The sequence below is a fragment of the Streptomyces sp. 1-11 genome, from assembly GCF_007176755.1.
Classification (GTDB): Bacteria; Actinomycetota; Actinomycetes; order Streptomycetales; family Streptomycetaceae; genus Streptomyces.
Genome location: NZ_BJTV01000003.1, coordinates 280,668 through 292,493, shown reverse-complemented (window position 1 = coordinate 292,493; position 11,826 = coordinate 280,668). Strand labels below are relative to the sequence as shown.

The 11,826-nt window shown below is 76.1% G+C and carries 12 protein-coding genes; 8 read left to right on the top strand and 4 right to left on the bottom strand.

The window, feature by feature from the left end:
* The first annotated feature begins 32 nt into the window (after positions 1–32).
* The 5 genes from TNCT1_RS08395 (at position 33) to TNCT1_RS08375 (ending at position 4,426) form a co-directional block, all read left to right on the top strand.
* Positions 33–530 carry a SigE family RNA polymerase sigma factor gene (locus TNCT1_RS08395; RefSeq protein ID WP_143630007.1) on the top strand — a complete coding sequence of 166 codons (498 nt, stop codon included), beginning with the start codon at positions 33–35 and terminating at the stop codon, positions 528–530.
* A gap of 54 nt (positions 531–584) precedes the next feature.
* A complete protein-coding gene (locus TNCT1_RS08390; protein ID WP_143630005.1) occupies positions 585–1,889 on the top strand; it encodes a hypothetical protein in 1,305 nt (434 codons plus the stop codon).
* Positions 1,890–1,914: 25 nt separating this feature from the next.
* A complete protein-coding gene (locus tag TNCT1_RS08385) occupies positions 1,915–2,631 on the top strand; it encodes a DUF4328 domain-containing protein (RefSeq protein ID WP_235902424.1) in 717 nt (238 codons plus the stop codon).
* 75 nt (positions 2,632–2,706) lie between these two features.
* Positions 2,707–3,381, top strand: a complete 675-nt coding sequence (locus TNCT1_RS08380; protein ID WP_143630003.1) for an SDR family NAD(P)-dependent oxidoreductase — start codon at positions 2,707–2,709, stop codon at positions 3,379–3,381.
* Between the two features lie 100 nt (positions 3,382–3,481).
* Positions 3,482–4,426 carry an MIP/aquaporin family protein gene (locus tag TNCT1_RS08375; RefSeq protein ID WP_143630002.1) on the top strand — a complete coding sequence of 315 codons (945 nt, stop codon included), beginning with the start codon at positions 3,482–3,484 and terminating at the stop codon, positions 4,424–4,426.
* Positions 4,427–4,555: 129 nt separating this feature from the next.
* Here TNCT1_RS08375 and TNCT1_RS08370 read toward each other — a convergent pair whose 3' ends face one another.
* On the bottom strand, positions 4,556–5,953 hold the full coding sequence (locus TNCT1_RS08370) for a hypothetical protein (protein ID WP_373920463.1): 1,398 nt from the start codon (positions 5,951–5,953) through the stop codon (positions 4,556–4,558).
* Between the two features lie 113 nt (positions 5,954–6,066).
* Here TNCT1_RS08370 and TNCT1_RS08365 point away from each other — a divergent pair, with 113 nt between their 5' ends.
* Positions 6,067–7,305, top strand: a complete 1,239-nt coding sequence (locus tag TNCT1_RS08365; RefSeq protein ID WP_143630000.1) for a molybdopterin-dependent oxidoreductase — start codon at positions 6,067–6,069, stop codon at positions 7,303–7,305.
* A gap of 343 nt (positions 7,306–7,648) precedes the next feature.
* On the opposite strand, the gene TNCT1_RS36185 is transcribed toward TNCT1_RS08365, so the two are convergent.
* From TNCT1_RS36185 to TNCT1_RS08345, 3 genes are all read right to left on the bottom strand, one after another.
* Entirely contained in the window at positions 7,649–8,380 is a 732-nt protein-coding gene (locus tag TNCT1_RS36185; RefSeq protein WP_143629998.1) for a methyltransferase domain-containing protein, read from the bottom strand.
* On the bottom strand, positions 8,377–8,988 hold the full coding sequence (locus tag TNCT1_RS08350) for a DUF2064 domain-containing protein (RefSeq protein ID WP_143629996.1): 612 nt from the start codon (positions 8,986–8,988) through the stop codon (positions 8,377–8,379). The genes TNCT1_RS36185 and TNCT1_RS08350 overlap by 4 nt, the downstream gene beginning before the upstream one ends.
* A gap of 63 nt (positions 8,989–9,051) precedes the next feature.
* Positions 9,052–9,789, bottom strand: coding sequence for a glycosyltransferase family 2 protein (locus tag TNCT1_RS08345; RefSeq protein ID WP_174266194.1), 738 nt, complete (start codon positions 9,787–9,789; stop codon positions 9,052–9,054).
* 87 nt (positions 9,790–9,876) lie between these two features.
* Here TNCT1_RS08345 and TNCT1_RS08340 point away from each other — a divergent pair, with 87 nt between their 5' ends.
* Together TNCT1_RS08340 and TNCT1_RS08335 are read left to right on the top strand one after the other, a co-directional pair.
* The gene (locus TNCT1_RS08340; RefSeq protein WP_143629993.1) at positions 9,877–10,614 is read left to right on the top strand and encodes a response regulator transcription factor; all 738 of its coding nucleotides are present in this window, start codon (positions 9,877–9,879) and stop codon (positions 10,612–10,614) included.
* A 1-nt stretch (position 10,615) separates the two neighbouring features.
* Positions 10,616–11,728, top strand: coding sequence for a sensor histidine kinase KdpD (locus tag TNCT1_RS08335; RefSeq protein ID WP_143629991.1), 1,113 nt, complete (start codon positions 10,616–10,618; stop codon positions 11,726–11,728).
* Positions 11,729–11,826: the final 98 nt, after the last annotated feature.

Genomic DNA, 11,826 nt, shown 5'->3' with positions numbered 1-11,826 from the left:
AGGGGTGACGTCCGACCACGAAGGGACACACGGTGAGGGAAGCACCAGCGGACTACCTGGAGTTCGCGATCGCCCGCAGCGGACCGCTGTTCCGCACCGCGTGCCTGCTCACGGGCGACTGGCACCTCGCCGAGGACCTGGTGCAGGAGACCCTGGCCAAGATGTACCGCTCCTGGCGGCGGGTCAGCCGCGCGGGCTCACCGGTGGCCTACGCCGACACCGTGCTGGTGCGGACCTTCCTCTCCCAGCGCCGGCTCCGCAGCTCCACCGAGCGCCCCAGCGACCGGCTGCCGGACGCCGCCGGACCTGCCCGGGACGCGGAACTGCGCATGGCCCTGCTGGACGGGCTCGCGCGGATGACCGCCAGGGACCGCGCCGTGCTGGTGCTCCGCTACTGGGAGGACCGCTCGGTGGACGACACCGCACAGGTCCTGCGGATGTCCCCCGGAGCCGTCCGGGCCCAGAGCAAGCGCGCCCTGCAACGGCTGCGCACGCTCCTCGGCGGCCAGTTGGCCGACCTGGCCGCCTGACGGATCCGGCGCCGTCCCACCTACCTCCCCCGACGAACGGAGACCACACCCGCCATGCGACGCGACGAGGACCGCACCGACGACTTCGAGGAACGCGTGACCCACGCCCTGCGCGGGGCGAGCGACGAGTTCCCGCCCCACTCGGCCGACCTGGTGAAGCGCTCCGTCGCCCGGGGCCGCCGGATGCGCCTGCTCGGCGCCGCCCGGATCGCCGCCGCGGCCGTCACGGTGGTCGCCGTGGGCGGCACGCTGACGGCCACGGACGCCCTCGGCACCTGGCGCGGAACCGGCGGCCGGACCGGCGCCGAGGCCTCGGCGGGCGCCCCCGGCTCCTCCGCCCCCGGCTCCTCCGGCTCCTCCGCCCAGGCACCGTCGTCGATCAGCGGCGACGAGATGGTCCGCATCCTGAAGAGCCTGCTGCCCCCCGGCGGCACGGTGTCCGCGGCCTCGGGCCAGGGCTCCCGGTCCGACGGACCGGAGGTCTGGCCCAGGGCCCAGCTCACCTACTCCACCGCGGCCGGATCGTCCGGCGTCGACGTCAGCGTCGCGCGGCTGTCCCCCGGCCTCCCCGCCGACCAGCAGGGCGCGAGCGGGTGCCTGCCGGTGGAGGCGCGGCCCTACGACAAGTGCACCACCCGCAGGCTCCCCGGCGGCGCCGTGCTCAGCACCACCGAGTCCTTCACCTATCCCAGCAGCGACACCGGCCAGAAGCGCTGGTACGTGGTCCTGACGACCGCCGGCGGAGCGCAGGTCACGGCACAGGAGTTCGGCGGCGGCGGTGAGAAGGGCGCCACCGGGGGAGCCGACCCGCTGCTGTCGACCGCCCAGCTCACGGCGATCGTGCGCAGCCCGGCGTGGGACAGGGCGATCGACGCGCTGCCGGCCCGGGACGGCGCCCCCGGCGGCCCGGCCCGCACCGACCGGGCCGACGGCGCCCGCCTGACCAGGGTCCTGCGGTCCCACCTGCCCCGGGGCACCGTCTCCGACGTGAACAGCGGCGCCGGGCTGGTCCAGTTGGTCCACGACGACGGCCGGGGCAGGAACATGGTGGAGGTCGACGTCCAGTACGGCATGACCGCGCTCCTCGCCCGCCGCATGGGCTGCGCCGGCGCTCCGGACGGCTGCGAGGCCGGGACCCTGCCCGACGGCACCCGGATCAAGCGGGTCAGGACCCGTTCGGAGAAGGGCGGCCCCGCCTCGGTCTGGCTGGTCGACACCCTCCGCCCCGACGGGCGCCGGGTGACGGTCCGCGAGATCAACTCCTATGCGGAGAGCACTCCGGTGACCCGCCCCCGCCCGGAGCTGAGCCTGGACCGGCTGCAGGAGATCGCGCTCGACGAGGGGTTCTTCACGAGCTGAGCGGGCGATGCGTCAGGATGGGCCCGTGGACGAAGACATGGGGGAGGCGGCCGCGCGCGTGCGGCCCGGGACGCGGCCCGTCCGGACGTTCGGCGCGCTGACCGCCGGCGCGCTGCTGGCCGCCGGGGCCGCCTGGCTGGTGCGGGGGATCTGGGAGATCAGGCTGGCCGCGGCGGGGGAGCCCGCCTCGGGGCCGCCGGACCAGGGCGACGGCCTGCACCGGCCGCTCAACGGGCTGGAGGACTCGTACCACGTCGTGACCTCAGTGGACGGTGGCGTCGCCTTCGTGTGCGCGCTGCTGTTCCTGGCCTGGCTGTGGCGGGTGCGGGACAACGCGCGGATGCTGTCGGGGCGGACGCCGAAGTACCTCGGGATCTGGGTGTACCTCGGGTGGATCGTGCCCGTCGTGAACCTCTGGTTCCCGCGCGGGATTGTCGCGGACGCCTTCCGGGCCACCGCCCCGGAACGCAGGCTGCCCCGCTCCGTCAACGTGTGGTGGGCGCTCTGGCTGGCCGGCATGTTCGGCGGGGCCGGGATCGTGTCCCGCGACTCCCCCGACGAGACCATCGCGCGGGCCTACCACGGGATATGGCCGCTGCTCGCCGCCGACGCCGCCGTGGTCGGGGCCGCCGTGGCGGGGGCGGTCGCGGTGCGGGCCGTCAGCGCCGCGCAGGTGGAGCGGATCCGGCAGGGCCGGGAAGAGGACGCGCGGCAGGGGCTGGCGGGCGTCGCCGGCGGGTGACGGGGTACCCGCGCCGCGGCCCGGACGGCGGTCCCGCCGGCGTGCGGGTGGTGGGGCGGCCGCGGTACGAGGAGGATGCCTGGCGTGAGTGTCATCGCCGTCGTCGGGGCCGGGCCCGGGCTCGGGGCCGCCGTCGCCCGCCGGTTCGGGCGCGAGGGGTACGACGTCGCGCTGCTCGCGCGCGATCCGGGCCGGCTGGACGACCTGGTCCGCGAGCTGGCCGGGGACGGGGTCACCGCGCGCGGTTTCGCCGCCGACGTGCGCCGGCCGGAGGAGCTGACGGCCGCGCTGCGCGACGCGGGCGCCGCCCTGGGGACCGTGGAGGTGCTGCAGTACAGTCCGGTGCCGCACCGGGACTTCATGCGGCCGGTGCTGGAGACCGGGCCCCGGGACCTGCTCGGGCCCATCGAGTTCTCGGTGTACGGGCCGGTCGCGGCGGTGCAGCAGGTGCTGCCCGGCATGCGGGAGCTGGGCCGCGGGACCATCCTCCTCGTCAACGGCGGTACGGCGGCCGTGCCCCATCCGGACCGGGCCGGCACCTCCATCGCGTTCGCCGCGGAGAGCGCCTACGGGCACCTGCTGCACGACCGGCTGGCCGGTGAGGGCATCCACGTCGCCCAACTGGTGATCCCGGGGTCGATCACGCCGGGTCACGTGCGCAAGGACCCGTCCGTGCTGGCGGACACCCTGTGGGCCATGCACCGCGACCGGCGCGGGTTCCGGCACTACGCCGACGACCTCGACAGCTGAAGCCGCAGGCGGACGGGCCACCGAGCGCTGCCCTGCGTGAAGAGCATTTGTGGGCCAATATGGTGATGTTGGCCGCATCGCTCTCTTCGAGGGGGCCTCAATGGCTGTGGAAATACCTTCGCTCATCAAGCCCTCCCGGCTCAGAAGCCGGGGAGGTCTGCTGGGCGAGTGCCTGGCGGAGTTCCTGGGGACCTTCGTCCTGATCTCCTTCGGCTGCGGCGTGGTCGCGATGGCCGTCGCGGCACTGCCCGGCTCGGGCCGTGCCGCCACCCCCACGACGATCTTCCTCGCGGCCGGTGACTGGCTGCTGGTCGCCTGGGGCTGGGGCTTCGCCGTCGTCTTCGGCGTCTACGTGGCCGGAGGCGTCAGCGGCGCCCACATCAACCCGGCGGTGACGCTGGCCATGGCCGTGCGCCGCGGGTTCCCCTGGGTCAAGGTGCTGCCGTACTGGTTCGCGCAGATCGTGGGCGCGTTCGCCGGGGCCGCGCTGGTCTACCTGGTCTACCACCAGGCGATCAACGCCTTCGACGCCGCGGTCCCGGGCCCGAAGGTGAACGGGCACACCAACGCCACGTTCTCCATCTTCGCGACCTTCCCGGCCCCGTATTTCCACGGCGGGATCTGGGGACCGCTGATCGACCAGATCGTCGGCACCGCCTTCCTGCTGATGCTGATCGCCGCCGTCCTCGACCTGCGCAACCAGGCCGTGAAGGCCAACCTCGCACCGCTGATCGTCGGCTTCGTCGTCGTCGCGATCGGCATGTCGTACGGCGCGAACGCGGGTTACGCCATCAACCCGGCCCGCGACTTCGGGCCGCGGCTGTTCACCTGGGCGGCGGGCTGGAACAGTCTGGCCTTCCCGGGCAGTGTGGCCGGCTCGTACAGCGCGTACTGGTGGATCCCGATCGTCGGGCCGCTGGTCGGCGGCGTGATCGGCATCCTGGTCTACGACCTGTTCATCGGCGACGTGCTGGTGGTGCGGTCCGAGATGGCCGAACTGCCCGAGCCGGGCCGCAGCCGGCCGGTGGAGGAGGAGGGCTACTGAGGCCTGTCGGGTCACGGAAGCGGCCGCCCTCCGGGTGAGGAGGCCGACTTCGCGACGGGACCCGGACGCCGTCGTCCACAGCCTGTGGACCGGCTCCCCGCCCTTTCACGGGCACCGGGCTCCGCCCCGTCACCATCCGGTCAGCAGCAGGTGGTTCAGGAGCAGGGCGAGCAGCACCTGGGCCGTGAGCCAGGCCCGGGGGCGCGGAAGGTACGCGCAGGCCGCGAGCAGCCACACCGCGAACGGCAGCCAGATCCGCTCGGTCTCGGCCTTGCTCATCCCGGACAGGTCGGCGGCCAGCAGGGCGAGGAGGGCGGCGCAGACGAGGACGGCGAGGCGGACGGCGGCGGGGGGCGCGCGGTGGGCGAGGACCGTGGCGGTCCGGCGCAGGCCCGCGGCCGTCGCCGGGCCCGTGATGAGCACGGCGGCGGCCAGATCGGCCCACACCCAGTAGCCGTAGGGCCGGATGCCGCCGACGCCCTGGCGGTAACGGATCTCCAGCAGCCGGTACGCCGTCCACCAGTCGAATCCGGCGAGCGTGAACGCCGCCGGTACGACGGCCAGTCCGGCGAGCAGGGCCAGGAGCAGCGCGGGACGCCGGCGCACCCCGTCGCGGGCCACCCACAGCACCGCGGCGCCGGGCAGGGCCATCAGCGTGAGCCCGTACGACAGGTAGCAGGTCAGGCCGAACAGCAGGCCCGAGGCGGCCGCCCACGGCAGGGAGCGCCGGGTGACCGCGAGCGCCAGCAGGGCCACCGCCCAGGCGGCGGCCGCCGCGAACCAGCCGTCCGCCGAGGTGCCCGTCCAGACCGCGGCCGGGGCCAGGACCAGGAAGGGCGCGGCGCGGCGGGCGAGCGTCTCACCGGCCAGGGCCCGCACCGCGACCAGGACGGCGACGCAGGCCGTGGCGCCGGTGAGCACGCACCACAGTCCGGCCCAGCCGCCCCCGTGCAGCCCGGCCCGGTCGAGCAGGACGAAGGTGAGCGTGGCACCGGGCGGGTGCCCGGCGACATGGGCGGGCCAGGGTTCGGGGGCGCCGGCGACGATGTGCCCGCTGAAGTCGCGCAGGGCGGCCGGGAGGTCGTGGAAGCGGCCGATGACCCGGAGGTACTCCTCGCGGGTGGTGAGCCGGCCCGCGACGCCCCGGTGCCAGCCGTCGACCAGCGCGAGGGAGAGGATCCAGGCCGTCGCCGCCGCCCAGGCCGCCGCGAGCAGCGCGCGCCAGGGCAGGCGGGCGGCGAGCGACGGCCCGTACGCCACCCCGGCCGCGGCGAGGAGCACGGCGGCCGGGGTGCCGGGACCCAGGTGCGGGTCCCACTCGGCCAGCAGCGGCGGCCAGTGCACGAACAGGGTGTGGCGGGTGGCCTGGATGCGGCGGCCCGCCAGCACGGCGGCCGTCACCAGCAGGGCGGCGGCGCAGGCCGCGTACAGGTCACGGCGCGTGCCGCGGCCGGCGTCGCCGCGCGGGCCGCGGCCGGGAGCACGGCGCGGGTCGCGGCCGGCGTCACTGCGGAGGGAGCGGGTCACGTCGGCACGTTAGGCCGCACGGCCGCGCCGAAGCCGTCGTACGGGGCGGATGTCAGCGTTTCGTCACCGGTCGAGGCGCCTTTCCGGGGCTCCTCGCGGCCTACCGTCGGGGCATGCGCGACCATCCCCGGCTTCCCACCGCCCCCGGCTTCTGGCGCAGCCCCCTGCGCGGGCCCTGGTTCACCTCGGTACTCGGTCTCGTGCTGCTCGCGGGCGTCACCGTGCTGTTCGTGACCGGCCTGGTGTCGTACGCCGCCTACAACCCGGACCTGTCCCCGGTGAACGACACCACGCCGGACAAGGGCGTCCTCGGGTTCTACCTGTTCCCCTGGCCGACCGGCCCGGTGTGGCTGTACCGGTTCACCCAGGGCGTCCACGTCACCCTCGGCGTCACCCTGGTCCCGGTCCTGCTGGCCAAGCTCTGGTCGGTGGTGCCGCGGCTGTTCACGCTGCCGCCGGCCCGTTCCCTCGCGCACGCGCTGGAGCGGCTCTCGCTGCTGCTGCTCGTCGGCGGCGGGCTGTTCGAGTTCACCACCGGGGTGCTCAACATCCAGCTCGCCTACGTCTTCCCGGGCTCCTTCTACCCGCTGCACTTCTACGGGGCCTGGGTGTTCTTCGCCGCGTTCGCGGCGCACGCCGTGCTGAAGGCGCCGGCCGCCGTGCGCACCGTGCGGCGGCGGCTGCGCGAGCAGCCGGAGAGCGACCTGACCGCCCCGCGCCCCGACCCGCCCACCGTCTCCCGGCGCGGAGCGCTGTGGCTGGCCGGCGGCGGCTCGCTGCTGCTGTTCCTGACCACCGTGGGCCAGAGCCTGGGCGGCCCGCTGCGGCGTACCGCGCCGCTCGCGCCGCACGGCGGCCCCGACCCGGGCGGCGGTCCGAACGGCTTCCAGATCAACAAGACGGCGGCGTACGCCGGGATCGACCCGGCCGAGACCGGCGCCGAGGCGTGGCGGCTCGTCGTCACCGGGCGGACCGGCACGGTGCGCCTCAGCCGGGCCGAGCTGCTGCGGCTCCCCCAGCACAGCTCGTCGCTGCCCATCGCCTGCGTGGAGGGCTGGTCGACCGCCGACCAGTGGTGGCGCGGGGTGCGGCTGCGCGATCTCGCGGCGCTCGTCGGCCACGACGGCGCGGCGCCGGACGTGCTGGTCGAGTCCCTGCAGCGGCACGGCGCCTTCCGCCGCGCGGCCCTGCGCGCCAACCAGGTGGCCGACGGCCGCTCCCTGCTCGCCCTGTCGGTCAACGGCGAGGACCTGTCCCTGGACCACGGCAGCCCGGCGCGCGTCATCGTGCCCGCAGCGCCCGGCGTGCTCAACACCAAGTGGGTGGCCCGGCTGACCTTCGGAGACCTGTGATGCGCCGCCCTCCGGTCGGCAGTCCGTTCCAACTGCTGCTGCTGGCCTGCACGTTCGCGGTCGCCGGGTATGCGGGGGTGCGGCTGTTCGCCGGTGACTGGCGCGCGATCGCACTGTGGATCGCGGGGGCGGCGCTGCTGCACGACCTGGTGCTGCTGCCGTTGTACACGGCGGCGGACCGGGCGGTCGTCCGCGGGCTCGGCGCGGCCGGGCGGCGCGAGCTGACCTCCTACGTGCGGGTGCCGGCCCTGCTGTCGGGACTGCTGCTGCTCGTGTGGTTCCCGCTGGTGCTGAACCTGGTGGACGAGCGGTACCGCCTGGCCACCGGGCAGTCGGCGGACGTCTACCTCGGCCGCTGGCTGCTGATGACGGCGGTGCTCTTCGGCGGCTCGGCGCTGCTGCTGGCGCTGCGGGGACTCAGGGCGCGCAGGGCGACGAAGCACCGCCCGCCCGCCGTCCACTGAGCGACCGTCCGCCACCCGGCCCGCTCCGCCGCCCCGAGCAGGGCCGGGGCGCCGGTCCAGGCCCACGGGAACGGCTCCCCGGACGCCTCCCGGCCGTGGCCGACGACCCGCACCTCGGCGCGCTCGTCGACGTCCGCCGGGTCGGTCTCGGCCATCAGCAGGCCGCCGGGACGCAGCAGCCGGCGCATCCGCCGCAGCAGCGCGGGCGGGTCGCCGCCGATGCCGATGTTGCCGTCCATGAGCAGCACGGTCCCCCAGCGGCCCTCGCCGGGCAGCGGGCCGAACACCGAGCGGCGCAGCGCCTGGCCGCCCACCGTCACGGTCCGGGTGACGGCGGCCTCGCAGACGTCGACGCCGAGGACCGTGCGGCCCTGGGCGGCGAGTTCCGCGACCAGCCGGCCCGGGCCGCAGCCGACGTCCAGCACGGCGCCCTCGCAGCGGGCCAGCACCGCCCGGTCCACGGCGTCCGCCCGCGCGCACCAGCGCTCCACGTCGAGCGGCAGCAGCCGGCCGTCGGCGCGGCGCAGGAACAGCGGGCCCCGGCCGCTGCGCAGGGCGGCCGCGTACGGGTCGGAGGCCGCCCAGGCGGGCGGGGCGCCGGCCGGGCTCACCGGCCCGCCGCGCAGTCGGCCAGCCGCGCGGCGAAGGCGCCGTGCGGGGCGAGGGCGGCGACGGCGCGGGCGTCGGCGGCGGTGTCGACGTCCCGCAGCCGCGGCAGGTCGCGCACCCGCAGCCCGGCGGACACCAGCCGCTCCCGCTGCACGGCCCCGGTCACCGGCGTCGACATGGGCACACCGCGCAGCAGCGCGGGCTCGGGGCGGGCCAGGCCCAGCGCCCAGAACCCGCCGTCCTCGGCCGGGCCGAAGCAGGCGTCGCAGTCCGAGAAGTCCACGGTGAGCAGGGCGGGGGTGACCTGCGGGGTGTCCATGCCGATCAGCAGGGCCGGCCCGGAGCAGTGGGCGAAGGCGTCGGCGAGGCGTTCGTCGAGGCCGCCCGCGCACTGGGGCACGACGTCGAAGCCGGGCGGCAGCCAGGGGCCGGGGCGGCCGTCCAGGACGAGGAGCCTGCGGCCGGCGGGGGCCCCGGCCACGGCGCGCAGGGTGTCGGCGAGGGCCGCCTCGGCGAGGGCGGCGGCCTGGGCGGGGCTGAAGGGCGGGGTGAGGCGGGTCTTGACCCTGCCGGGGAGGGGCTCCTTGGCGATGACCAGGAGGACGGTCATGGTGGGCTCTCCTTGTGCGGCGCGGGGCGGTGCGACTCCTCGGGGACACGGGACACGGCGCGGTCAGCCACCGCCGGCCCGCGGCCGGGGCCGCGCGACGGGCGGCTCGCCCAGGACCGCCCTCATGTCCCGCACGGCGTGCCACGTGCCGCGCCAGGTGCCGGTGACCTTCGAGGCGCCGGCGCGGGGCAGGTAGGGGACGTCGTGCTCGGCGACACGCCAGCCGGCGTCGGCGGCGCGGACCACCATCTGCAGGGGGTAGCCGCTGCGCCGGTCGGTGAGGCCGAGGTCCAGCAGCGCCTCCCGGCGGGCGGCGCGCAGCGGGCCGAGGTCGTGCAGGCGCAGCCCGGTGCGGCGGCGCAGCAGGCGGGCGAGCACCAGGTTGGCGGCGCGCGCGTGGGCCGGCCAGGCGCCCCGGGCCTGCGGGCGGCGCCGGCCGAGGACCAGATCGGCCCCGCCTTCACGCACCTCCCGGACGAACGGGACCAGGTGCGCGGGGTCGAGGGAGGCGTCGCAGTCGCAGAAGCAGACCACGTCCGCGGTGGCGGCCAGCAGCCCCGCGTGGCAGGCGGCGCCGAAACCGCGCCGCTCCTCGCGCACCACGGTGGCGCCGAGGGAACGGGCGAGGGCGGCGGAGCCGTCGGTGGACCCGTTGTCGACGACGAGGGCGCGCCAGCCGGGCGGCACGCGCTCCAGGACCCAGGGCAGCGCCCCGGCCTCGTTCAGACAGGGCAGGACGACATCCACGCCGGTGGAGGACGGTGAGGTGGTCACGGCGTTCACCTTACGGAGCCGAACCATGACGAACCGGACACCCGCTCCTTACGAAACCCGGACGTCGCGCCCGGCACCGGGCCGCCGCGGCGGCGCGGTGCCAGGGTGGGGGACATGCAGCAGCCACACACAACACCGGACACCGGGGGGCGGCCGGACACCCGGGGCCGGATCCTCGTCGTCGACGACGACCCGACCGTCGCCGAGGTCGTCGCGGGGTATCTGGACCGCGCCGGGTTCGCCGTGGACCGCGCAGGCGACGGTCCCGCCGCGCTCGAGCGGGCCGCCGGGCACCGGCCGGACCTGGTGGTGCTCGATCTGATGCTGCCCGGCATGGACGGCCTGGAGGTGTGCCGCCGGCTGCGCGAGCGGGGTCAGGTGCCGGTCGTCATGCTCACCGCGCGCGGCGACGAGGACGACCGCGTCCTCGGCCTCGAGGTCGGCGCCGACGACTACGTCACCAAGCCGTTCAGCCCGCGCGAACTGGTGCTGCGGGTCGAGTCGGTGCTGCGCCGCGCCCGGCCCGCCGTGCCGCGCGGCCGGCTCGCCGCGGCCGGCCTGACCGTCGACCCGGAGGCCCGCCGCGCCACCAAGGACGGTGACGAACTACTGCTCACCCTGCGCGAGTTCGACCTGCTCGCCTTCTTCCTGCGGCACCCGGGGCGGGCGTTCGGCCGGGAGGAGCTGATGCGGGAGGTGTGGGGCTGGGACTTCGGCGACCTGTCGACCGTCACCGTCCACGTCCGCAGGCTGCGCGGCAAGATCGAGGACGATCCGGCCCGGCCCCGGCTCATCCAGACCGTGTGGGGCGTCGGCTACCGCTTCGACACCGCCGGCAAGGAGGCGGTCTGACGTGCGCGACAACCTCCTCATCGCCCTCTACGCCTTCCTCGGCGCCGCCGCCACCGGCCTCGCGGGCGCGGCCGTGCTGCGTCTGATCCGCAGGCGCTCGCTCACCGTCTCGCTCGCCGTGGTGGCCGCCGTCGGGGTGGTGGCCATGCTCGCCGGGACCATGGCGGTGGCCCGGGCGATGTTCCTGTCCGCCCACGACCTGCGGGTCGTGACCGCGGTGGTCGCCATGGCGGCCGTCGTCTCGCTGGCCACCGCACTGCTGCTGGGCCGCTGGGTGGTCGCCCGCAGCCGGGAACTCACCGACGCGGCACGGAACTTCGGCGACGGCGGCGCCTTCGCCGCGCCCGCCGCCCCGGCCACCGCCGAACTGGACGCGCTCAGCCGCGAACTGGCCGCCACCAGCGCCCGGCTGGCCGCGTCCCGGGACCGCGAACGCGCGCTGGAGACCTCCCGGCGCGAGCTGGTCGCCTGGATCTCGCACGACCTGCGCACCCCGCTCGCCGGGCTGCGCGCCATGTCGGAGGCCCTGGAGGACAAGGTGGCCACCGACCCGGACCGCTACCTCAGGCAGATCCGCACCGAGGTGGAGCGCCTCAACGACATGGTCGGCGACCTCTTCGAGCTCTCCCGCATCCACGCCGGCACGCTCCCCCTCAGTCCGGCCCGCGTCTCCGTGTACGACCTGGTCGGCGACGCCCTCGCGGGCGTCGGCCCGCTCGCCCGCGAGCACGGCGTGCGGCTGGTGGGGGACGGGGTGGAGCCGGTGCCGGTGGAGGTCGACGGCAGGGAGATGAGCCGGGTGCTGGCCAACCTGCTGGTGAACGCGATCCGCCGCACCCCCGCCGACGGCACGGTCGCCGTCGCCGCCGAACGCGCGCCCGGGGGCGTGCTGCTGTCGGTGTCGGACGGCTGCGGCGGCATCCCGGAGGAGGACCTGCCCCGCGTCTTCGACACCGGCTGGCGGGGCACGGACGCCCGGACGCCCCCGGCGGGGGCGGGGCTCGGTCTCGCGATCGTCCGCGGCATCGTGGAGGCACACCAGGGCCACGCCTCGGTGCGCAACATCCCCGGCGGCTGCCGCTTCGAGGTGACCCTGCCGGCGGCCGGGCCGTAGAGCCGGGGTCCGCGGACGCGTCCGCCCGCCCGCGCGCCGGCCGGGCGCAGGGTGAACGCGGCCGCCCGGCACGGACCGGAGCGCGTCCCCGCCGGGGC

Excerpts from the sequence above, each read along its gene's own strand:
- TNCT1_RS08390 (WP_143630005.1), top strand. The coding sequence starts at position 585 with ATGCGACGCGACGAGGACCGCACCGACGACTTCGAGGAACGCGTGACC.
- TNCT1_RS08380 (WP_143630003.1), top strand. The coding sequence starts at position 2,707 with ATGCCTGGCGTGAGTGTCATCGCCGTCGTCGGGGCCGGGCCCGGGCTC.
- TNCT1_RS08375 (WP_143630002.1), top strand. The coding sequence starts at position 3,482 with ATGGCTGTGGAAATACCTTCGCTCATCAAGCCCTCCCGGCTCAGAAGC.
- TNCT1_RS08365 (WP_143630000.1), top strand. The coding sequence starts at position 6,067 with ATGCGCGACCATCCCCGGCTTCCCACCGCCCCCGGCTTCTGGCGCAGC.
- TNCT1_RS08350 (WP_143629996.1), bottom strand. The coding sequence starts at position 8,988 with ATGACCGTCCTCCTGGTCATCGCCAAGGAGCCCCTCCCCGGCAGGGTC.
- TNCT1_RS08345 (WP_174266194.1), bottom strand. The coding sequence starts at position 9,789 with ATGGTTCGGCTCCGTAAGGTGAACGCCGTGACCACCTCACCGTCCTCC.
- TNCT1_RS08340 (WP_143629993.1), top strand. The coding sequence starts at position 9,877 with ATGCAGCAGCCACACACAACACCGGACACCGGGGGGCGGCCGGACACC.